The organism is Brevibacterium oceani (assembly GCF_017948325.1).
Lineage (GTDB): Bacteria > Actinomycetota > Actinomycetes > Actinomycetales > Brevibacteriaceae > Brevibacterium > Brevibacterium oceani.
The window spans coordinates 2943691-2965003 of the sequence record NZ_CP072846.1; the positions used below are offsets into that span (position 1 = coordinate 2943691).

A 21313-nucleotide genomic window follows, 5' to 3' on the forward strand; every position below is an offset into this window, starting at 1 on the left:
AACAGACCGGCCGAGACCGCGAATCCGAAGATGAATCCAGCCAGTGCAGACCGTTGAACCACATGAACCTCCGTCCGACGCTTCCGCTGTCAGTCAACTCTAACGATGATGCCTGCCGGTTTTGACCAGACCGACTCGACGCTGAGCACACTCCCACGGCAGCCGCCTGGACTCATCCCTCGAGGTAGTTCTCGACGGCGGCGATAGTCGAGTCATTGTCACGATGCACGATCGAGTTCATGCCCACGGCACGAGCGCCCCCCGCGCAGATCTTGTGGTCATCGATGAAGAACACGTTTTGCGGTTCGGCGCCCATGCGGTCGAGCGCATTCTCATATGCCTCCGGCTCCGGCTTGAGCAGACCCGTTTCGTGGCTGTAGAGAATAGGATCGAAGACAGCACTGAAACCGAACCGGCGATCCTCTTCACAACGAGCTCCATCGACCGAATTCGACAGGATCGCGACTTCAGCACGCGATCGGAGTGAGTTCCGATCGCTCCTGCCACCGACGCTGAAACTTCGGCCACACCGCGTCGTCATCGACGACTTCCAGGACTCCTCCGATATCGAAGAGCACCCACCTTCGCGTTTCCATGCGACGAGACTAACAGCCGGCGTCTGCGAGGCCACAGAGACGAATCCATACCTCGCCTCTTGTAATAGTGTGCGTCACACACTATCGTGTCACGCATGGACGAAGACACGGACAAGGCACTCGCCACGCACGAACAGGAGCTGCGCCGCGGCACTGTCGTCTTCGCCAGCCTCGTCGCCTGCAGGCGCCCACAGTACGGCTACTCGCTGCTGACGACTCTGACCGAAGCAGGCATCCCCACCGAGGCCAACACCCTCTATCCCCTGCTGCGACGGCTCGAGAAACAGGGCCTGCTCACAGCCGTTTGGAACACCGAACAGGCTCGTCCCCGCAAGTACTACACACTCACCGACAGCGGCGCCGAAGTCGCCGCCGCACTGCACAGCCACTGGCTCGAACTCGACTCCAGCATCACAGAGCTCTGGAAGGACGGCACACCATGAGTGCGCTCACCGAAATCTACGTCGACAACGTCACCCGTCATCTCCCCGAAGACGCCCGCCCGGACATCGCCGCCGAGATCACCGCCACGATCGATGACATGGTCGATGCCCGCCTCGGCGAGGGCACGGACCCGACCCCGGATCGCACCGCCACCATCGAACGCGAAGTCCTCGAAGAACTCGGCGATCCCGCGGTGCTGTCGCGAGAGTATTCGAACTCCCCACAGCACTTCATCGGCCCGAATTCCTATCCACTCTTCGTCTGGGCACTGCGGTGGGTTCTGCCTCTCGTCGGTCTGCTCGCGGTGCTCACGAACGTCGTGACCACCATCGCCCTCTCGCCCGAAGCCCAGATCGGGGAGATCATCGGCAAGACGGCCGGCAACACGGTCATCGCCCTGCTGACCGCGTTCGCCGCCATCACGATCATCATCGGCCTCGGCGACCGCGGAATGGACGGCGGTGCGGCCGAAGCGATGCGGAAACGACAGTCGGGCACGTGGACGGTCGATGATCTCGATCGTCGCGATTCCCACGGCAAACAGAGCCGCGCCGAGGCGGGGCTCGGGCTGGTCTTCATCGTGGCCTTGGCCATGGTCCCGTTCATCCCGACTTCCCTTTTCTATGTCGGCCATCTCAACGGTGGGGAGACGTTCATCAATCCGGATCTCGGCTTCGGCTGGCTGCTCGGATACTGGGGCTTCCTGGCTCTCCTCGCCGCGGTCGAGATCGTGAAGTTCACGACCGCCTCGGCGAGGCCGATCGTAGTGCTCATCGGCGGGATCGCCGATGTCGCCATGGCGGTCTTCCTCACGGTCGCCCTGCTCACCCAGCCCGTCCTCCACCCGGAGCTCACAAACACCCCGAATGCCGACGTCCAACAGATCATCACGGTCATCGCGGTCTGGGCCATCGTCATCTGGGATCAGGTGAGCACGTGGCGGACCTATCGCGGGGAACACCACTCCTGAGCACAGGCGGAGCCGGTCCCGCCGACCGCAGCGAATTCTTCGGGGCTCTTCTGCCTCAGGCGCGGCTGACGATCACCGTGAACTTGCTGTTCCGCGCCAGCTGCTCGCTGGGTCCGATGCGAGATTCGAGCCGCTGACGATACTGCAGATGCGTGTTGAAGACCGTGAGCACCCGGCCCCCGGGCGCCAGGTGTGCCGCGGCTGCTGCCATGAGCGCCTCGGCGGTGTCGGTCTCGATGGTCGTCCCCTGGTGGAACGGCGGATTGAGGACGATGAGGTCGAAGGTGCCGAGAGCGACCACAGCATCATCGTCGGGGTCCGCGGCATCACCGAGGACGATGTCGGCATCGATTCCGTTGGCCTCCGTCGTGGCCCGCGCCGAGGCGACCGCCGCCTTCGACACATCCACCCCGACTCCACGTGACGCTCCCGTGGCACGGATGACCGCGGTGAGCAGCCACCCGTTCCCGCAGCCAAGATCGAGGACGGAGTTAGGAGTCCGTCCCTCCATCTGTCCGGAGGCAGAGTGAGCGTCCGTCGGATCAGCCGCGCTGCTCGCACCAGGCAAAAGGCCCAGCAGAGCATCGAGGAGCAGGGTCGACCCCTCGTCGCTCTTCACGCCTGAGAAACACGCACCGTGGGCTCGTACCGCGATCTCGCCGACCCTCGGGTGGGCGATAGTCCCCTGCTTTGGGAAGTCCGGCAGGCTCGGCGAGCTCAATGGCCGGCTGCCGATGATCATCCGATGCTTGCCCACCCCGGGCGAGACGTCGACCCGCCCGAAGCCGCGCGAGAGTTCCTTGTTCACCGCCCGGCTCATCGCGTCGCTGCGTCCGATGACGATGATCGTCGACACAAGCGGCTGCAGCGCGGTCACGGATTCGGCCAAGGCGCTCACCGCCTTCGGAGCGTTGATGACCGCCCAGGTCTCACGGTCGAACTCCCCCGCCGAAGCGGGTGATCCCGTGGCACGAGCCGAGTCGGTTTCCGTGTCACCCCCGGTGGCACGGGCCGACCCGGGTTCCACGTCGCGTCCAGTGGCGAAACGAGCGTTTCCCAGCTCGTCGAGTGCGGGGATCTCCTCGGGCAGGGGGACCTGTGCGCCATCGGCGACCACGACCGCGGTGCGGGACTCGTCGAGGCGATCGTGATGGACGGCCACCTCGGCGAGGCGACTGAGCAGTGCGGCCTGGATGCCCCGCGCATCGTCGATGACGATGATGTCGCGGGGAACCGCCGCGACCTCCTCGGCGGCGATGAACGTCCCGGCCGCGTCGCGACCGGACACATCGAGCTCACCGGAGCGGCGGCCGATGACGTACTCGACGAGCATGCGAGCCTGCGGCAGCCCGGGAGCGTCGGCGAAGTGCGGAAACTCCGCCAGTAGGTCCCGGCTGCGTTCGGCGGCGGCAGAATCGGCGGGCAGCAGGGAGGCGGACATTCGGCCAGTCTAAACCGTCCCTGCAGGTGGCCGTGTGCCCGCCCGCCGATGCCTGCCTGAAGGGTGCGCCTACGCAAGGTCCGCCGGGGCGGCCGGGGTCGGCCGCCTCGGCGAGGTTCTCAGCTGCTGATGCGCTTGTACGCCGAGGAATCGGCGTTGTCGATCGTCGAGTGTTTGCGGTTGTCGTGCATATAGAGCACGGCCACGAAGCTGACGAGCGCAATGATGACGACGTAGACGGCGAACCAGCCGCCGATTCCGGCATTGCGGAACCACAGTGCGACGTATTCGGCGGAGCCGCCGAAGAGCGAGTTGCCGATCGCATAGGTGAATCCGACGCCGATGCCGCGGATGTGGGCGGGGAACATCTCGGCCTTGACGATGCCGGAGATCGACGTGTACATGCTGATGAAGGCCATCGCGATGACGATGAGGATACCGGCGGTGACCACGGACTGCGCCTTGCCGATCATGCTCAGCAGCGGGATCGGCAGGGCGATCATGCCGATGACGAAGATGAGCATGTTGTTCTTCCGGCCGATCTTGTCCGAGATCGCACCGGCGATGGGCTGCATGACGACGAAGATGACGAGGCAGACCGTCATCAGGTCGGCGATCGAACCCTTGTTGAAGATCTCTTCGCCGGGGGTGCCTTCGTTCTGCAGCAGCAGGAACTTCTGCATGTAGGTGGTGAAGACGTAGAAGACGAGCGAGCCGACGCACGTGATGCCGAGAACGACGAAGAACGCGCGCGGGTGACGCAGCACCTCGCGGAAGCTTCCGGAGTTCTCGTTCTTGCGGGTATCCGTTGAGGTGGTCTCCTCAAGACCGCGGCGCAGCCACAGCGAGACGATGGCGGCAGCGGCGCCGATGACGAACGGCAGACGCCACCAGCCGGCCTCGATGTCCTCGGTGCCCAGCGTGTGGGTCATGATGACGGCCAGCAGGCTGGCCAGCAGCTGGCCGCCGATGAGGGTGACGTACTGGAACGAGGAGTAGAAGCCGCGCTTGCCCTCGGTGGCGACCTCGGACATGTAGGTCGCGGTCGCGCCGTACTCGCCCCCGACGGCGAGTCCCTGGACCATACGCACAAGAAGCAGCAGGATGGCCGCCCATGAACCGGCGGTGGCGCTGGTGGGCAGGATCGCCATGCACAGGGATCCGGCGCACATGAGCAGGATCGAAATGAGCATGGAGTTCTTGCGCCCGAGTCGGTCGGCGGCACGGCCGAAGACGTACCCGCCGATGGGCCGCATGAGGAAGCCGACGAAGAAGACTCCGGCAGACTGCATGAGCGAGAGCGTCGGGTTGCCTTCGACGAAGAACTGTTCGGCGAAGTAGACGCTGAAGAAGGCGTAGATGTAGAAGTCGAACCATTCGACGAGGTTGCCCGACGAGGCCGCGATGATGGCTTTGACCGTCTGCCATTCTGATTTCTTCTCACCCGTGCCGCCACTCGCGCCGTGCGCGTCGGCAGCGCCGGGGTTCTTATTCGATTCTGTCACTGATACAACTTTCTGATACTCGAGGAGAGGCGCAAAGCGCCCAGGTCACCTTACTGCTTCTCAGGCAACACCGACGAGTTGTTCAGCAAACGAACACTCTCCCCCGGTCTGCGTGTGATCAGAATCTCCTTCCGAATCTGCTGCCGTACACCGTCAGAGGTCGAACACCGCCCGTTCGAACAGGGCGGATGTGCTACAAATTGAGGGAGCTTCGTCCAATGTCGCACCAGGAGAGATCATGACAATCCTCGTCGGTTATTCCCCCTCGCCCGAAGGCAAGGCCGCTGTCGAATTCGGCATCGAGCAGGCTCGGGCGTTCGATGACGTCCTCGTCGTCCTCAATGCCGGAATCGGCGAGACTCCCGACGAACGCGGTGTGGCCACGAACAAGGACATCGACGAACTCAAGGCGACCCTGCAGTCCTCCGAGGTCTCCCACGAGATCCTCCAGTTCCTCCGCGGCAACGATCCCGTCGAAGAGCTCCTCGCACTCGCCGAGGCGACCGCCGACACCCGCATGATCGTCATCGGATCGCGTCGCCGCTCCCCCGTCGGCAAGCTCATCATGGGCTCGACGGCTCAGCGCATCATCCTCGACTCCGACGTCCCCGTCGTCTCCGTCAAGGTCGACCGCCGGAAGAAGAAGTAAGGCACGAACCGGACGGTTCGTGTATAGTCGAACGTCTGCGCCACCTCGGCGCAGGGAGTGCGTCGATTCGACGCATGGGCCGCACCACCTCGGCGCGGTCGACGAATCCGAAGGAATCCACTGATGAACGTTGTCGCGAACTCGCGCGAACTCAAGGGATCGAAGCAATTCGAATCCCTTCATCAGTCGACCCTTCGGTTGCGCGAGCGCTGAGACAGCGCATCTCATCGCCCCGCACCGATCACGGTCCGGGGCATTTCTCATATCGCATGGCTTTCCGATCGGTGCGATGCGGGTCCCGGACCAGTGGGTTCCAGGCCCACGGGTCCCAAGAATTGTGGGGCCGGACCCGCACATCACATCAAGGAAAGGATCATGGACACACTCAGCAAACGGCTGATCTCCTGGGCGTCTCTGCTCGATGAGAAGACCCTGGAGCAGGCGCACACGACCGCGCGGATGCCGTTCATCTACCCCCATCTGGCGCTCATGCCGGATGCTCACCTGGGCAAGGGCGCGACCGTCGGTTCGGTCATCCCCACCCTGGGCGCGATCATTCCTGCCGCCGTCGGTGTCGACATCGGCTGCGGCATGATCGCGGTGCGCACCCAGTTCACCCGGGCCCAGCTCGAGGCCCGCGACCTCACGGGGCTGCGGGAGGCGATCGAGCGGGCGGTGCCGACCTCGGCCGGCGCCTACAACCGCAAGATCGTCGCCACCGCGGCTCCGCGGATCACCGAGCTCGAAGAACTGGCCGAGAAGGCCGGCTTCGACCCGGGCGAGTATGCCGGACATTGGCGCCACCAGCTCGGCTCCCTGGGGTCTGGCAACCACTTCATCGAGGTCTCCGTCGACGAGGAGGATCGGGTGTGGATGTTCCTCCATTCCGGGTCCCGAGGCATCGGCAACAAGATCGCCATGCACCACATCAAGGTCGCTTCCCGCCTGTGCAAGCAGTGGTGGATCGAGCTTCCGGACCCGGATCTGGCCTATCTCGTCGAGGGCACACCGGAATTCACCGCCTACATCCGGCAGCTGAAATGGGCGCAGCACTTCGCCCTGCTCAACCGCGAGGAGATGATGGACCGCGTGGCCAGGCAGGTCTCCGAGACGATGGGCGAGCCCGTGGTCGAAGAGGCGCGGATCAACTGCCACCACAACTTCACCCAGGCAGAGACCCACTTCAACAAGCAAGTGTGGGTCTCCCGCAAGGGTGCCATCGAGGCCGAGTCCGGCCGACTCGGGCTCATCCCCGGGTCCATGGGCACCGCGTCCTACGTAGTGGAGGGCCTGGGCAACCCGGTGGCGCTGAACTCCTCACCACATGGGGCCGGACGCCAGTACTCGCGCACGCAGGCGAGGAAGACCTTCACCCGCGATCAGCTGCGTGAGGCGATGGCCGGCATCGAGTACCGCGACACCGACGCGTTCATCGATGAGATCCCGCAGGCCTACAAGCCCATCGACCAGGTGATGGAGGATGCGGGCGAGCTCGTCGAGATCCGCCACACCCTGCGTCAGCTCGTCAACGTCAAGGGCGACTGATCCAGCAGGTGATCCGGTCGGGGCCGTCTGCGGCGGGACTCGTCGGCAGGCAGCTCCTCGAGACTACGCCGGAGCGCCGAGACCACGCTGTGTGCACAGGTGTCTCGGCGCTCCGGCGTTGTCTCGGCTCCAATCGTGGATGTGCTCAGTCGTCGGTGCGGACCGGCGCTTTCCACTCGTCCAGGTCGGACTCGCTCCAGTCGCCATATGTCGGGTTCGGCAAGATCATCCACTCGGACCCGAATTTCGCTCGGTTCTTCTCCACGAGTTCCCGCTGCTCTTCGACGGAAGCGTCCGCGAATGCGCCGTCGAAGTCGTGCAGCGAATCCCCGAGCTGCATAAGCAGAGTGTGGTCCGATTCGACTTGTGCTCGTCGTTCGGCTTTCGGCGGTCCGAGAAGCAGGACGTGCTCGTCATCGGCCTGCGGCAGGCCCAACTGAGCGAGAGTCGCGACGTTCTCAGCACGGTTCTCCTCGGTCCGGTCGGACACATAGTAGATGTCGACACCGAGTTCGTCAGCATGGTCGAAGAACTCGGCAGCGCCGGGGATGAGAGTCGGCTCTCCGTTCTTCTCCCAGTCATCCCAGGTATCCCAGCCGCTGAAGTCGTGGCATTCGGCGATATCGCGAGCCAAGAGCTTCGAATTGTCGATGGCCGTCTCGTCGAGGTCGGTCATGATGGCCAGGCCCTCTCCTTCCGGGGCGTCAGCGACAGCTTTGTCGAGCGCTCGCGTGGCCATACCGTAGGTCTGGCCCTGAAGGGCCACCGCCTCGGCGCTCTGCTGTTGCCATTTCACACCCATGGTGTAATCCGAGACGTCACAGCTGTCCGAGTCTCCTGTCGCCTCGTCATCTGCTGTGGGCCCCGAATTGAGGATGTATCCGATCACTCCGATGATGAGCACGAGCAGAATTGTCAGGGCAGGAACAAAGGCCTTCTTCATCCATCTTCTTTCGTCAGTGTTTCTTCTCTTCGATCTTCGACTCGGACAGGTATCGACCGTCGTCGATCTCGACCTCACGAAGTGATTTCGCGGTCTAAGCCGAGGCGGAATCAGTCCCCTGCGATCGCAGCGACGAGGGCGTCGACGTCCTCGGTTGTCGTATCGAACGCGCACATAAGGCGAACAATGCCCTTCTCCAAGGGCCAGTCCGCGAAGGCGAACGTCTGTCGGGCGCGGGCGGCCACCTCGGCGGGCATACGCACGAAGACGACGTTCGATTCGACCTTCTGCACGATCTCGAGTCCAGGGACACGGCCGCTGGCGGCCACCTCGGCGAGTTCGTCGGCGAGGTATTTCGCTTTCTCATTGGACCGGGTGGCCGAGTTCCGCCACAGGTCGCCCTCGTAGAGCGCATTCAGCTGCGCGGAGAGGAAGCGCATCTTCGAAGCCAGCTGCAGGTTCATCTTGCGCAGGAAGCGCATGCCGTGGCCGATGTCGGGATTGAGGACGACGACTGCCTCGGCGCCGAGCAGGCCGTTCTTCGTCCCGCCGAGGCTGACGATGTCGACGCCGACGGCGGAGGTGATGTCGCCTAACCCGACGCCGAGGTGAGCCGCCGCATTGCCGAGACGGGACCCGTCGACGTGGACGATCATGTCGAGATCGTGGGCGGTGGCCGCGATGGCCGCGATCTCGTCGGGGGTGTAGGTCGTGCCCCATTCGGTGGACTCGGAGATGCTCACGGCCAGCGGCTGTGCATTGTGCTCGTGGCCGCGGCCGATGATCGCGGACTCGATGGTCTCGGGGGTGAGCTTGCCGTCCTCGGTGGCGGCGCCGACGATCTTGAGCCCGCCGACCTTCTCCGGGGCGCCGGTCTCGTCGTAGTTGATATGCGCCGAGGCGGTCGTGATCACCGCTGCCCACCGCGGCAGAGCTGACTGCAGGGCCAGGACATTGGCACCGGTGCCGTTGAAGACTGGAAACGCCTGGGCTTTGGGCCCGAAGTGGTGGGCCGTGATGTCGTGGAAGCGGGCCGTCCACGGGTCCCCGCCGTAGCCGGGAGTGTGGCCGACGTTGGCTTCGGCGATGGCGTCGAGCACCTCCGGGTGGACGCCGGCCCAGTTGTCGGAGCCGAAGTTGCGCGGGTGCGCATCCGGGCTGGTGTCGACGGGCGGAGCGGCGGTGCCGGAATTGATGAGGGTGTCCGCAGGGTTCTGCGACTGCGCTGTCTGATCAGGTGTCTGGGCGTTCACGCTCTCAGACTATCCCCTCTCGGCAGCAGCACACACCACCGTCGGCGTCACGAGCAACCGCTGGCGGCACCCGGGTGCGTGCCCCCCCCCCCCCCCAGACCCTCCAGACGACAACTGTCCCTTTGAAGTGCAGACGCAGCTCATAAATTCACTACGTGTGCACTTCAAAGGGACAGTTGTGTGCGGGCTACCTGCCAGTTACCTGCCGGTCAGGCGCTCACCTGTTGCGGGAGTGCTCGACTCAGGCGAGGAGTCCGCGCATGAGCTCGGCGGTCTCGGTCGGGGTCTTGCCGACCTTGACGCCTGCAGCCTCGAGCGCTTCCTTCTTGGCCTGAGCGGTTCCCGAGGAGCCGGAGACGATGGCGCCGGCGTGGCCCATGGTCTTGCCCTCGGGAGCGGTGAAGCCTGCGACGTAGCCGACGACCGGCTTCGACACGTTGTCCTTGATGAAGGCCGCGGCACGCTCCTCGGCGTCTCCGCCGATCTCGCCGATCATGACGATGGCTTCGGTCTCCGGGTCGGCCTCGAACGCTTCGAGCGCATCGATGTGCGTGGTGCCGATGACCGGGTCTCCGCCGATGCCGATGGCGGTCGAGAAGCCGAGGTCACGCAGCTCGTACATCATCTGGTAGGTCAGGGTGCCGGACTTCGAGACGAGACCCAGCTTGCCCTTCTTCGTGATGTTGGCCGGGATGATGCCTGCCAGCGACTCACCGGGGGTGATGATGCCCGGGCAGTTGGGCCCGATGATGCGGGTGGCGTTTCCGGCCGCCTGCGCACGGGCCCAGACCTCTGCCGAGTCCTGCACCGGGATGCCCTCGGTGATGATGACGAGCAGACCGATCTTGGCGTCGATGGCCTCGATCGCGGCGTCCTTGGAGAATGCCGGCGGCACGAAGGCCACGGACACATCGGCACCGGTGGCTTCCATCGCCTCGGCGACGGAACCGAAGACGGGCAGCTCGACCTCGTTGCCGTCCTTGTCGTTGTGCTTCACGGTGGTGCCGGCCTTGCGGGCGTTGACACCGCCGACGACGTTCGATCCCGCGGCGAGCATACGGGCGGTGTGCTTCGAGCCCTCTCCGCCGGTGATGCCCTGGACGATGATCTTCGAATCGGAATTCAGGAAGATAGACATTGTTGTAAAGACCTTTCCTTACTTGGCAGCAGCCAGTTCGGCGGCCTTGTCGGCTCCACCGTCCATCGTGTCAGTGAGTGTGACGAGCGGGTGCGCGGCATTCTTCAGGATGGCGCGACCTTCGTCGACGTTGTTGCCGTCGAGGCGGACGACGAGCGGCTTCGTGGCCTGATCACCGAGGATCTCGAGGGCCTTGACGATGCCGTCGGCCACCGCGTCACAGGCGGTGATTCCGCCGAAGACGTTGACGAAGACGGACTTCACCTGGTCATCGCCGAGGATGACGTCGAGTCCGTTGGCCATGACCTCGGCCGAGGCGCCGCCTCCGATGTCGAGGAAGTTCGCGGGCTTGACGCCGTTGTGGTTCTCACCGGCGTAGGCGACGACGTCGAGGGTCGACATGACCAGACCCGCGCCGTTGCCGATGATGCCGACCTCACCGTCGAGCTTGACGTAGTTGAGGTCGAGCTTCTTGGCCTTGAGCTCGAGCGGGTTCTCTGCGCTGATGTCGCGCAGCTCCTCGTGCTCCTTGTGACGGAAATCGGCGTTGTCGTCGAGGGAGACCTTGCCGTCGAGGGCGATGATGTCACCGGCACCGGTCTTGACCAGCGGGTTGACCTCGACCAGGGTGGCGTCTTCGGACTCGAAGACGGTCCACAGGCTGGTCAGCACGGGGGCGATCTTCGCAGCGGTGTCGGCGTCGAAGCCGGCAGCCTCGGCGATCTCGGCAGCCTTCTCGGCGTTGATGCCGTCGATGGCCGAGACGGGGATCTTGGCGAGCGCTTCCGGGCGTTCCACGGCGAGCTGCTCGATCTCCATTCCGCCTTCCTTGGAGCACATGGCCAGGTAGGTGCGGTTGGACCGGTCGAGCAGGACGGAGAAGTAGTACTCCTCAGCGATGTCGGCACCCTCGGCGATCATCACCTTTTCGGTGATGTGGCCCTTGATGTCGAGTCCGAGGATGTCCTCGGCGCGCGCTTCGGCCTCGTCGGGGTTCTTCGCGACCTTGACGCCGCCGGCCTTGCCGCGGCCGCCGATCTTGACCTGCGACTTGACGACGACAACGCCGCCGCCCAGATCCTCAGCTGCCTTCTTCGCTTCTTCTGGCGTCGTCGCGACCTGGGCCTTGAGCACGGGCACTCCGTGCTTCTCGAACAGGTCACGTGCTTGATACTCGAAAAGATCCACGTGTATTCCTTCGCTCTCACTGCCGGGCGGTCTGCCCTTGCAGGTTCGTTGACGGATGCAACAACCAAGGACAACCATATTCCCAAACGCACCCGTCCATCCAACCCCGCAGGTTAGATGGACCCTTGAGAGTAAGCAATGTCTCGTCAAAAAGTATCTTTGTGGTCAAGATTCTTGATATGGACGTAAAATCGGTTCATGGACGAAGTGGATCGAATAGTCGCAGCCTGGCGACACGAACGTCCGGATCTCGACGTCTCGCCGATGGAGATCCTCTCCCGTGTCTCGCGTCTGGCCCGGCAGCTGGACCTCGCACGGAAGGCCAGCTTCTCCGACTACGGAATCGAAGGCTGGGCTTTCGACGTGCTCTCCGCGCTGCGCCGTTCCGGCGAGCCGTACCAGCTCTCCCCCTCGACCCTGCTCCAGGAGACCCTGGTCACCAGCGGCACCATGACCAACCGCATCGACCGTCTCGTCGCCCGCGGCTGGGTCGAGCGGCGTCCTGACCCCGGCGATCGTCGCGGTGTTCTCGTTCAGCTCACCGACAGCGGTCGCGCCACGGTCGATTCGGCCCTGGCGGATCTGCTGCTCAAGGAACGCGACATCCTCAGCGGGCTCACCCCCGCCGGCAGCCGCAAGCTCGCTTCCCTGCTGCGTGAACTGTCCACGGGCTTCGACAGCGACGAAGAGTGAGTCCGCCGATCCCCCGGCCCCGGCCACCCCGGTCCCGACGATCCCCGACCGCCCGCTGCCGGGCGCACCCCGACGCCATAACCACACCGCCGACCCCGACGACGAGGAGCCAGCCATGACCGATGAGTTCACGGACTACACAGGCGCACAGCCGCCTCGGCGCAAGACGATCCATGGTCGCTTCGTCGACCTCGAACCCCTCGATCCGTCCGCACACGCGGATGCGCTCTTCGCTGCGGTCTCCGCGCCCGAGGGCATCGAGGAGCGGTTCCGCTACCTGCCGCAGACCCCGCAGACCGATCGTGCGGAATTCGATTCCTGGATCGCCGAGGCGGCCGACAGTTCCGATCCCCTCTTCTTCGCCGTCGTCGACCGGTCCACCGGTGATGCTGTCGGCCGGCAGGCGCTCATGCGCATCGATACGGCCAATGGCGTCATCGAGGTCGGACACGTCCTGTGGGGCCCGGCCCTGTCGCGGACCCGAGCGGCCACCGAGGCACTCTTCCTCTGCGCCGATTTCGCCTTCTCCGCCGGCTACCGCCGCTTCGAATGGAAATGCGATGACGCGAATGCGCCGTCGAAGCGGGCGGCCGAACGCTTCGGCTTCACCTTCGAGGGACTGTTCCGACAGCATCTCATCGTCAAGGGCCGCAATCGCGACACCGCATGGTTCTCCATCATCGACTCCGAATGGCCGGCGCTGCGCACGGCCTACCTGACCTGGCTCGATGACGCGAACTTCGACTCCGATGGCCAGCAGAGGCAGGGTCTGCGCGAACTCATCGCCGAAGCTCGACAGGGTTGAGTCGCCAGGGTTTCTGACGCGGTCGGACCGGCGCCTGACGCTTTCGATGCTTCGCGCCGCGTGCTTTCAACGCTGTGTAACGCGCTTTCGACACTGGGCCGCGCGTCAGCCCGGGCTCGCGGGCACCCGCACATTAGGCTGGAGACCAGGATGCTCACCACCGGTGCGCCCACGTCTCACCCGGACTCCGATATGACTTCGAGGAACCATGCGACTTCGACCACTTGCCCTTCTGTCCGCCGCTGCTCTGCTGGCCACGACGACGGCCTGCGTGTCGACGCCCGAGGAGACCCGCCCCCAGGAGCGGCCCTCGGTGAGCAAGGAGGAGGTCACCCCGATCGAGACCCCCAAGGACGCTCCCGACGTCACCGTCGTCGACTCCTCCCCGGGCGGGAAGAAGGATACGGATCCGCTGTGGCAGGGACTCGCCGAGGCGGCCGAGAAGAAGACTCCCGCCTACCTCACGGTCTACGTCCACACCGGCAACCCCGAGGTGCCCGACTCCGGTGAGATGACCGTGACCGCCGACAGTCCCGACAGCGTGAGCGTCACCGTCGATGCGAAGAACGTCGACGACGACCTCTCGCCGTTCCTGCTCATCCACGGCACCTTCGACGTCGAGGAGATCGGCAACTCCGCCTACACGCTCAAGACCGTCGACGACAAAGACATCCCGGAGCTCGACCCGAAGGGCCCTGACGATGAGAAACGCTGCACCGCCGACGATGCGCAGGATCGGATCGGCCTCGCCGCCGACGACCTCGCCGATGATCCCGACCGGCGCGAGGAGTTCCGCCAGCAGTGGGGCGGCTCGCCGCGCGTGTGGTGGGGTATCCAGATGACGGCGATCAGCCTCGGCGAAGAGGGCGGCGTCGCCGGCGACTTCCTCACTGAGGCCTGCGGCGAATACCTCCAGTAGCCTGACGGCCTCCCGCAGCGGTCCAACGACCCGACGCCGCCCGGGCACGGTTCGCTGGGTGGGCGAAATGGTCGCCTCCCCCGCGCGGGGATCTCCGACCATTTCGCCCACCCAAGGCACGGCTCCGACCGTTTCGACCACTGAAGCGGCAGCAGGAAGCCATGGGATGATGCGGCTATGAGAATCGCGATCGTCGGAGCCGGAATCGGCGGACTCTCGGCAGCTGTGGGGCTGCAGAGAGCCGGCGCCGAGGTGACCGTGTTCGAACGCGCGTCCGAGGTCAGAGCCGGCGGTTCGGGGCTGTCGATCTTCGCCAACGGTCTGGCCGCCTTGGACGCCTTAGGCCTGCGCGATGAGTTCGACGCCGTCACCGACAGCAGCGTGGAAGGCTTCACCGCAGGTCAGCGCCGTTCCGACGGACGGTGGATCGCCCGTGTGCCCAATGGTTCGGTCGGCGCCCTGCGCATCGTCGACCGCGCCGATCTCCACCGCATCCTTCTCGAGGCACTTGAGCCCGGAACCGTGCGCACCACCGCCGAGGCGGTCGCGGCTCGAGCTGACGGAACACTGGCCTTCGCCACCGGCTCTGCTGATTCCGCTGGTCCCTCGGCTCCAGATGGTCCCGCTGGCTCTACCGGTCCTGTCGGCCCCAGTGCTCCCATCGGGTCCACCGGATCCGACCATGCCGTCAGGACCGGAGGGCCGCTGCCGACTGCCGAGGATCGCTTCGACCTCATCGTCGGAGCCGATGGTCTCCACAGTCGCATCCGCACCAGCGTCGCCGGGGAAGCGGCGGCCCCGCGGTACTCGGGGTACTCGGCGTGGCGGGGCATCACCTCGGTGCCGGTGGATCTCGACGGTGAGGCCGGGGAATCGGTCGGACACGGGCGTCGCTTCGGGATCGCCCCGCTGGCCGACGGCCGGGTCTACTGGTTCGCTGTGGCGAACATGCCCGAGCACGCGAGCTTCGCTGATGAGAAGGCCACGGTCGAGCAGATGTTCTCCCGCTGGCACTCCCCCATCGCCGAACTCATCGACGCCACCGACACCGAGGCGGTCGCCCGCACCGCCATCTGCGACCTCAGCCGTCCGCTGCGCACGTATCACGACGGCCGGGTCGTGCTCCTCGGCGATGCCGCGCATGCGATGACGCCGAACCTCGGGCAGGGAGGCGGGCAGGCATTGGAGGATGCAGCCACGCTCTCCGCCCTGCTGGCCCCGCTGCTCGTACGCCGCGGCGCTGGAGACGGTGCCGAACGCGCGTCCGAACCGTCGTCCGACCTCGGGGCGGGTGCGAAATCCGACACGGGCCACGAACCCGACGCGGACCGACAGTCCGACACGGACCCGGAACTCACTGCGGCTCTGCGGCGTTTCGACGCGATGCGCCGGCCGCGGACACAGTCGATCGCGAAGAAGTCCCGGCTCATGGGGCAGCTGTTCCAACTCGAGAACCCGCTGCTCGCCGGCCTCCGAGACGCGGCTTTCGCAGCAGTTCCTGGGAGGCTCATCGCGGCTCAGGCCGCGAGCGTCCAGAAATGGTCGCCTCCGGCGACGCCTCGGTGAGACAGACTACTCGGCCAGGGCGCGGTTGTAGGCGTCGACGGTTGCCGGGAGGAAGAATCCCAAGATCACGGCGATGGCGGAGACGAGGCACACCAGCCCCAGCCACAGGGTTCCGCCGATGACGGAGAACCCGAACACGATGACGAGCAGCTCGAAGGCGATCGACGCGGGCCTCGCCCACCGGTGCAGGCGCCACGCGCCCCGGGCCGCCGCCGCGATTCCGGCCGCGAAGATGAGGAACATGACGGCCAGGCCGATGAGCGAGGTCGCCAACTGACCCGCCCCCAAGGCCGCCACGAGGAACGACACCGCCGCGCCGACCAGGGCCAACGACTGAATGCCGAGGACCACGACGACCAGCAGCATCTCCCGCGGAGTGGGCACGCCGTGGCCGCCCGAGCCCGTTGAGCCGCCGGTCGCAGCGGACTCGCCGGGACCGTGGGCCCCGGTGCCGTCGGACCCTGAGGTGCCGTCGCTGCGAGGGCTCAAATGGTCACCCGAGCGAATCCCGGAATGAGGATCTCGTCGAGCATACGCTCACGCACATCCAGGGGCAGGAAGGCAGCAGTCACCGCATTGACGGTCGCCCATTCGAGGTCCGTCTGCGTCCATCCGGCCTCATCGACGAGCAGCCGCATCTCGCGCGTCACCGAGGTGCCCGACATCAGCCGGTTGTCCGGGTTGATGGTGACCGCGAAGCCGAGGTCCTTCAGGCCCGTGATCGGGTGGGTGGCGATGGTGCCGCCGATGTCGGTCTGCAGGTTCGAGCTCGGGCACAGCTCGAGCGGAATCTGCTGATCTAGGACCCACGCGGCGAGGCTGCCGAGCTGGCCCTCCCCTTCGACGATGTCCATGTCCTCGACGATGCGGGCACCGTGGCCCAGGCGCTGCGCATGGCAGATGGTCACGGCTTCGTGGATGGACTCCTTGCCCGCGGCCTCTCCGGCATGGATCGTCACCGGCACATACGCCTGGTGCAGGGCGTTGAACGCAGAGAGGTGCGCCGACGGCGGGAAGCCCTTCTCCGGTCCGGCGATGTCGAAGCCGACGACACCGGATTCGGAGCCCTTCTCGCGGTGGCGGATGGCCAACTCGGCGATCGCCAGGGAGTTCTCCGCCTGACGCATCGCGGTGATGAGCTGACCGACGCGGATGAACTTGCCGTCGGCGGCCGCCTCGGAGACCCCGGCCTCAAGGCCTCCTTGAACCGCGTCGACGACCTCGTCGAGTTCGAGCCCGCCTTCGAGGTGCTGTTCGGGAGCCCACCGCGCCTCGGCGTAGAACACGCCGTCGGCGACCTGGTCGAGGACCCACTCCTTGGCGACTCGGTGCAGACCCTCACGGTCCTGCATGAGCGCAACGGTGTGGGAGAACGTCTCGAGGTAGCGGACGAGGTCACCGGAGTTCGCCGATTCGGAGAACCACTTCCCCAGCGACTCCGCGTCGGCGGCGGGCAGGGTGTGGCCGATGCGATCGGCCAGTTCGATCATCGTCGACGGGCGCAGACCGCCGTCGAGGTGATCGTGGAGGGAGACTTTGGGCAGCTGCAGGATGGGGTCGTCGGAGGCGACGCCGGCGGGTACATTCATCACCGTCTCAGCTTATCCGATGACACTTCACTTCGGCTGAGATCCGCACCGGTCGACAATCACCCCTCCGGGTCGATGTCTCCGCTCTTGATCCGCTCCCGCAGGTCCGTGATTCCGCGGCCGGCGTCGGAGACGCGTGAGAGGAACCCGTCCTCGGCGACGATCCGCACCCCGCCGTTGTCGACCGTGCCCAGGTAGCGACGATCGCCGACCCGGAAGCCGCCGATCTCCTCCGGCTCCTCTTTCGACGCCGGTGCCACCTCGTCGGGGTTCTTGCTCTGCGGCCAATCGGGGAACATCGCGCGCAGGCCGCGGCGGACGTTGGGTTCGACGGTGGCGACGATCGACTTCGAGAAGCCTCCGGCCGTTCCGTACCAGACGATCTTCGGCAGGCTCGGCCCTTCGTCGGCCCCGTCCTCGGCCTTCTCCGCATCATTGAGCAGATCGACGCGCTCCTCCTCCGCCGAGGTGATCGCCCCCGTCGCGGCCGCCGATCCGAAGGGGACGAGCACGTCGACATCATCGTCGAACGACTCACCGAAGTAATCCGCCCCCGCCTCCCGGGTGTCGGCGATCGTGCGATCGACCGCCGAGGCGCTGCGGTAGGACTTCACCTTCTGCGCGCCGTCGTCCTTCTCCTCGTTGTACAGGTCGACCCCGGCGTCGAAGGCGGTGAGGATCTTCCCAGCCTGCGGGAATCCACGGGCGACGACGACGCCGACCTCGCCGGTCTCGCTGGCGGTGGCGGCGATGTAGCCAGCGATGAAGGCCGGCGGCACGAGGTCGAAGTCGATGCTCAGCACGTTCTTCGGCAGTTCGCGCGAACCGCTGGAGACGCCGAGGAACAGATCGTCGGAGTGGGCGGAGGCGAAGCTGCCGAGTGCGTCCGCTCCGCCGGGCCCGATCACCGAGGTCAGTGCGCAGTCCTGGTCATGCATCCGCTGCAGAGCCGCCGAGGTGGCCGAGACACCGGAGACACGCTGACTCGAGGTGCCGGAGAAGACCCCGGCACCGCGGGCCAGCTCCGCCTCCTCCAGGGTCAGCGCCCCGGCCGAATGATCGTCGAAGCCGGCGGGAGCGGAGACGAAGCACCCGAGCGTCGGCTCCTGGAGAGCCTCGGGTGTCGTGACGGAGCAGGCGCTGAGTGTGAGGACGCCGACCGCGGCCAGTGCGGCGATCCGGGTGGCTCGGGCTCTCATCCTCATGGGACCAAGATTATCGGCCCGTCCTGACAGGAGGTAGTCGGGCACCGAGTCAGAACGCTGGTCAGCGATCGCGCTCGAGGACCTTGAGTGCGGTGGCGGTGAAGACGCGGGCGGCGATTTCGACCGCGCGTTCGTCGATGAGCAGATCACCCTGGTGGATGTCATAGGTGATGCCGCCGGGAGTCCGGGTGCCCAGACGTACGAGGGCGCCCGGGCAGTGAGTGAGGTACCAGGCGAAGTCCTCCCCGCCCATCGACTGCGGGGTCAGCTGGACGGAGTTCTCCCCCAGCTCACCGCGGACCGCAGTTTCGATGAGGGTGACCTGGTCCTCGGTGTTGACCACGGGAGGGACACCTCGGCGATGTTCGAGGTCGACCTCGACCCCGTACGGTCCGGCGATGCGATCGACGAGCTCGGGAAGCACCTCGGCGACCTGATTCCATCCGTCGACGTCGAGGCACCGCAGGGTCCCGCGCAGGATCCCCTCACTGGGGACGACGTTCGCGGCATGGCCGGAGCTGATCTCGCCCCACACGAGCGAGATCGCGTGCCGGGGATCGATGAGGCGGCCCAGCGTCGACGGCAGATCGGTGGCGAGCTTGCCCAGCGCGTACACGAGGTCCTCGGTCAGGTGCGGCCGGGAGGTGTGCCCGCCGTGACCGGACAGGCGGATGATGACGGTGTCGCCGGCAGCGGTGATGGCGCCGATGCGCGAACCGACCTTGCCGATGTCGACGTTCGGGTCGCAGTGGACGGCGTAGACCTCGGGCACGTCGTCGAGCACACCCTGCGAGATCACGCGCAGTGCCCCGCCGGGGGTCACCTCCTCGCCGGGCTGGAAGATCAGCCGCACCCGGCCGCCGAGTCCTCCGGGCCGAGTTTCGTGGATCTTCTGCAGGGCGATGCCCGCGCCGATGAGCGAGGTCAGGTGGACGTCGTGGCCGCAGGCGTGGGCGACTCCGGGCACCGTCGAGCGGAACTCCTCGTCGATGAGGTCGTCGACGGGCAGGGCATCGATGTCGGCGCGCAGACCCACGGTGACCGGGCCTTCACCCACTTCGCAGACGACGCCGGTTCCCTCGAGCCGCCGAGGCTTCAGGCCGGCGGCTTCGAGGCGGGCGACGATCTTGTCGGTGGTCTCGAACTCTTGGAAGGACAGTTCCGGATGGGCATGGATGTCGCGGCGGAAATCGATGAGCTCTGCACCGATCTCAGCGATAGTCGAGCTGATCACGTCGGGTCCTTCTGAGAAACACGGGTCGGGGATGGCGATGTCGGACATTTGAAGCAATGCTAGGCACTGGTCGTCACAATTGTCCCGATTGCGACCAATTTCGACATACTCCGGCGACGGTGCGGCCGCAGGTGCTCAGGCCGAGGCCGGTGGTGGGTGGACGACCTGCCTGTGTGCGCAGGTGATCAGAGCAGTTCGTCGAGTCCGCGCTCACCGGCGACGGACACGGCCTTCTTCACATCCTGCGCGTGCGAGCGCGAGGTGATGAGCAGAACGTCATCGGTGTCGACGACGACGAGGTCCTCGAGACCGACGATGGCCACCGTCCGCGGGCCTTCGGAGAACACGACCCCTGAGGCGTCGACCTCGAGCAGGTCGGTGTTGCCGCCGATCGAGATCACCCCGCGCGGCTCACCGGGCACGGGCTGGCGCAGCCGGGCCACGGAGTCGAAGTCGCCGACGTCGTCCCAGCCGAAGTCCCCGGGGATGACGATGACCCGACCGGCCGCGGCGGCAGGTTCGGCCACCACATAGTCGATGGCCCGCTTCTCCAGCCCGGGCCAGACCTCGCCGAGCACGCTGTCGTGGTCGGGGGTGTCCCAGGCCGCGGCGATGCGGGAGAGTCCGGCGAAGAGGGCGGGGTCCTCCTCGGCGAGGACGTCGAGGAGGGCCGTGGCCTTCGCGATGAACATACCGGCGTTCCAGCGGTAGCGACCGGAGTTCACGTAGTTCCGGGCGGTGCTCGCGGCGGGCTTCTCCGCGAATGCCAGTGCGCGCCTGGCCGTGGGTGCCCCGTCGAGTCCGAGCAGCTCACCGGTCTCGATGTAGCCGTAGGCGGTCGCGGGATTGCGCGGCATGATGCCGATGGTGACGATGTCGCCGGTCTCGGCGGCGGCGACGGCCTGATCGATGACCAGCCGGAATTCGTCGACGTTCGTGATCGAGTGGTCGGCGGAGAACGAACCGACGATCGCCTCGGGGTCCTCCCGGGCGATGAGCATCGTCGCCAGGCCGATGGCCGCGGCGGAGTCCTTCGGGGAGGGTTCGGTGACGATCTTCGACCGTGAGATCTCCGGCAGCTGCTCGACGACTTGCTCGAGATGGCTCTGCCCCGTGACCACCCAGACGCGGTCGTCTCCGACGATGGGAGCGACCCGGTCCCAGGTGGCCTGGATGAGGCTGCGGCCCAGGCCGAGCACATCGTGGAGGAACTTCGGGGTCGCCCGGCGCGAAAGGGGCCAGAGACGGGTTCCGGAACCGCCGGCGGGGATGATGGCGTGGAAGTGCGTGTTCACGATTTCAGTGTCTCAGAGTTCGGGCAGCGCTTCGCCGAGGTTGTCCGCCGTGTCGGCGACGGTCGACCCCAGACCAGCGGTGGGGACATCCTCACCTGGGCACCGCCTCGGCGCGGGTGTCCGGTCGAGCCCGCCACCACCTCGGTGCGGGTCGCCGGCCTCCGATCGGCACCACCTCGGCGATGGCGGACGTCTCACAGGACGACCCAGGTCAGAGCGTGAGGGAAATCATTTAGCTCACACGACTGTGATGTAATTGAAATTCCATGAGACACGAAATCCCAGTTTTGAGGGAATTGCCAGGGTAGTCGTGTGATCCCGCGCGCTCTGTGGTG

General features: G+C 65.9%; 20 protein-coding genes. 8 read left to right on the forward strand and 12 right to left on the reverse strand.

The genetic code is table 11. From position 1 onward, the window contains the following. Positions 1 to 172 precede the first annotated feature (172 nt). On the reverse strand, positions 173 to 631 hold the full coding sequence (locus J9314_RS13105) for an HAD family hydrolase (RefSeq protein WP_246490387.1): 459 nt from the start codon (positions 629 to 631) through the stop codon (positions 173 to 175). Between the two features lie 60 nt (positions 632 to 691). On the opposite strand from J9314_RS13105, the gene J9314_RS13110 reads away from it, so the two are divergent. Continuing rightward, a complete protein-coding gene (locus J9314_RS13110; RefSeq protein ID WP_210602784.1) occupies positions 692 to 1039 on the forward strand; it encodes a PadR family transcriptional regulator in 348 nt (115 codons plus the stop codon). After that, the gene (locus J9314_RS13115; protein ID WP_210602785.1) at positions 1036 to 2010 is read left to right on the forward strand and encodes an HAAS signaling domain-containing protein; all 975 of its coding nucleotides are present in this window, start codon (positions 1036 to 1038) and stop codon (positions 2008 to 2010) included. The genes J9314_RS13110 and J9314_RS13115 overlap by 4 nt, the downstream gene beginning before the upstream one ends. Before the next feature lie 55 nt (positions 2011 to 2065). Here the strand turns inward: J9314_RS13115 and J9314_RS13120 are convergent, their stop codons facing one another. Both J9314_RS13120 and J9314_RS13125 read right to left on the reverse strand, forming a co-directional pair. Beyond that, entirely contained in the window at positions 2066 to 3451 is a 1386-nt protein-coding gene (locus J9314_RS13120) for a class I SAM-dependent methyltransferase (protein ID WP_210602786.1), read from the reverse strand. A 119-nt stretch (positions 3452 to 3570) separates the two neighbouring features. Next, entirely contained in the window at positions 3571 to 4956 is a 1386-nt protein-coding gene (locus J9314_RS13125; RefSeq protein WP_210602787.1) for an MFS transporter, read from the reverse strand. A 238-nt stretch (positions 4957 to 5194) separates the two neighbouring features. Between J9314_RS13125 and J9314_RS13130 the strand changes: the two genes are divergently transcribed. Together J9314_RS13130 and J9314_RS13135 are read left to right on the forward strand one after the other, a co-directional pair. Next, positions 5195 to 5605 carry a universal stress protein gene (locus J9314_RS13130; protein WP_210602788.1) on the forward strand — a complete coding sequence of 137 codons (411 nt, stop codon included), beginning with the start codon at positions 5195 to 5197 and terminating at the stop codon, positions 5603 to 5605. A 375-nt stretch (positions 5606 to 5980) separates the two neighbouring features. Continuing rightward, entirely contained in the window at positions 5981 to 7150 is a 1170-nt protein-coding gene (locus J9314_RS13135; RefSeq protein WP_210602789.1) for an RtcB family protein, read from the forward strand. Positions 7151 to 7295: 145 nt separating this feature from the next. On the opposite strand, the gene J9314_RS13140 is transcribed toward J9314_RS13135, so the two are convergent. The 4 genes from J9314_RS13140 to sucC form a co-directional block, all read right to left on the reverse strand. Then, entirely contained in the window at positions 7296 to 8093 is a 798-nt protein-coding gene (locus tag J9314_RS13140) for a 5'-nucleotidase, lipoprotein e(P4) family (protein WP_210602790.1), read from the reverse strand. A gap of 110 nt (positions 8094 to 8203) precedes the next feature. Then, positions 8204 to 9289 carry a threonine aldolase family protein gene (locus J9314_RS13145; RefSeq protein ID WP_210605678.1) on the reverse strand — a complete coding sequence of 362 codons (1086 nt, stop codon included), beginning with the start codon at positions 9287 to 9289 and terminating at the stop codon, positions 8204 to 8206. A 298-nt stretch (positions 9290 to 9587) separates the two neighbouring features. Then, positions 9588 to 10484, reverse strand: a complete 897-nt coding sequence (gene sucD, locus J9314_RS13150) for a succinate--CoA ligase subunit alpha (RefSeq protein ID WP_181275936.1) — start codon at positions 10482 to 10484, stop codon at positions 9588 to 9590. An 18-nt stretch (positions 10485 to 10502) separates the two neighbouring features. Beyond that, on the reverse strand, positions 10503 to 11672 hold the full coding sequence (gene sucC / locus J9314_RS13155) for an ADP-forming succinate--CoA ligase subunit beta (protein ID WP_181275935.1): 1170 nt from the start codon (positions 11670 to 11672) through the stop codon (positions 10503 to 10505). A gap of 198 nt (positions 11673 to 11870) precedes the next feature. On the opposite strand from sucC, the gene J9314_RS13160 reads away from it, so the two are divergent. From J9314_RS13160 to J9314_RS13175, 4 genes are all read left to right on the forward strand, one after another. Continuing rightward, entirely contained in the window at positions 11871 to 12365 is a 495-nt protein-coding gene (locus J9314_RS13160; RefSeq protein ID WP_181275934.1) for a MarR family winged helix-turn-helix transcriptional regulator, read from the forward strand. A 115-nt stretch (positions 12366 to 12480) separates the two neighbouring features. After that, a complete protein-coding gene (locus tag J9314_RS13165; protein ID WP_210602791.1) occupies positions 12481 to 13170 on the forward strand; it encodes a GNAT family N-acetyltransferase in 690 nt (229 codons plus the stop codon). A gap of 208 nt (positions 13171 to 13378) precedes the next feature. Beyond that, positions 13379 to 14089, forward strand: a complete 711-nt coding sequence (locus J9314_RS13170; RefSeq protein ID WP_210602792.1) for a hypothetical protein — start codon at positions 13379 to 13381, stop codon at positions 14087 to 14089. A 177-nt stretch (positions 14090 to 14266) separates the two neighbouring features. Further along, positions 14267 to 15655, forward strand: a complete 1389-nt coding sequence (locus tag J9314_RS13175) for an FAD-dependent monooxygenase (protein WP_246490388.1) — start codon at positions 14267 to 14269, stop codon at positions 15653 to 15655. 6 nt (positions 15656 to 15661) lie between these two features. On the opposite strand, the gene J9314_RS13180 is transcribed toward J9314_RS13175, so the two are convergent. From J9314_RS13180 to J9314_RS13200, 5 genes are all read right to left on the reverse strand, one after another. Continuing rightward, positions 15662 to 16144 (reverse strand): hypothetical protein, encoded by a 483-nt coding sequence (locus J9314_RS13180; protein WP_246490389.1) that lies wholly within the window; start codon positions 16142 to 16144, stop codon positions 15662 to 15664. After that, positions 16141 to 17244, reverse strand: a complete 1104-nt coding sequence (locus J9314_RS13185; protein ID WP_210605681.1) for an adenosine deaminase — start codon at positions 17242 to 17244, stop codon at positions 16141 to 16143. Before J9314_RS13185 ends, J9314_RS13180 begins: the two co-directional genes overlap by 4 nt. 59 nt (positions 17245 to 17303) lie before the next feature. After that, complete coding sequence (locus tag J9314_RS13190; protein ID WP_246490390.1) at positions 17304 to 18449, reverse strand: BMP family ABC transporter substrate-binding protein; 1146 nt, start codon at positions 18447 to 18449, stop codon at positions 17304 to 17306. 61 nt (positions 18450 to 18510) lie between these two features. Beyond that, complete coding sequence (locus J9314_RS13195; RefSeq protein ID WP_181275930.1) at positions 18511 to 19683, reverse strand: amidohydrolase; 1173 nt, start codon at positions 19681 to 19683, stop codon at positions 18511 to 18513. 185 nt (positions 19684 to 19868) lie between these two features. After that, positions 19869 to 20978 carry a mannose-1-phosphate guanylyltransferase gene (locus J9314_RS13200; RefSeq protein WP_210602793.1) on the reverse strand — a complete coding sequence of 370 codons (1110 nt, stop codon included), beginning with the start codon at positions 20976 to 20978 and terminating at the stop codon, positions 19869 to 19871. Positions 20979 to 21313: the final 335 nt, after the last annotated feature.

Excerpts from the sequence above, each read along its gene's own strand:
- J9314_RS13110 (WP_210602784.1), top strand. The coding sequence starts at position 692 with ATGGACGAAGACACGGACAAGGCACTCGCCACGCACGAACAGGAGCTG.
- J9314_RS13115 (WP_210602785.1), top strand. The coding sequence starts at position 1,036 with ATGAGTGCGCTCACCGAAATCTACGTCGACAACGTCACCCGTCATCTC.
- J9314_RS13120 (WP_210602786.1), bottom strand. The coding sequence starts at position 3,451 with ATGTCCGCCTCCCTGCTGCCCGCCGATTCTGCCGCCGCCGAACGCAGC.
- J9314_RS13130 (WP_210602788.1), top strand. The coding sequence starts at position 5,195 with ATGACAATCCTCGTCGGTTATTCCCCCTCGCCCGAAGGCAAGGCCGCT.
- J9314_RS13135 (WP_210602789.1), top strand. The coding sequence starts at position 5,981 with ATGGACACACTCAGCAAACGGCTGATCTCCTGGGCGTCTCTGCTCGAT.
- J9314_RS13140 (WP_210602790.1), bottom strand. The coding sequence starts at position 8,093 with ATGAAGAAGGCCTTTGTTCCTGCCCTGACAATTCTGCTCGTGCTCATC.
- sucD (WP_181275936.1), bottom strand. The coding sequence starts at position 10,484 with ATGTCTATCTTCCTGAATTCCGATTCGAAGATCATCGTCCAGGGCATC.
- J9314_RS13160 (WP_181275934.1), top strand. The coding sequence starts at position 11,871 with ATGGACGAAGTGGATCGAATAGTCGCAGCCTGGCGACACGAACGTCCG.
- J9314_RS13165 (WP_210602791.1), top strand. The coding sequence starts at position 12,481 with ATGACCGATGAGTTCACGGACTACACAGGCGCACAGCCGCCTCGGCGC.
- J9314_RS13170 (WP_210602792.1), top strand. The coding sequence starts at position 13,379 with ATGCGACTTCGACCACTTGCCCTTCTGTCCGCCGCTGCTCTGCTGGCC.
- J9314_RS13175 (WP_246490388.1), top strand. The coding sequence starts at position 14,267 with ATGAGAATCGCGATCGTCGGAGCCGGAATCGGCGGACTCTCGGCAGCT.
- J9314_RS13185 (WP_210605681.1), bottom strand. The coding sequence starts at position 17,244 with ATGAATGTACCCGCCGGCGTCGCCTCCGACGACCCCATCCTGCAGCTG.
- J9314_RS13190 (WP_246490390.1), bottom strand. The coding sequence starts at position 18,449 with ATGAGGATGAGAGCCCGAGCCACCCGGATCGCCGCACTGGCCGCGGTC.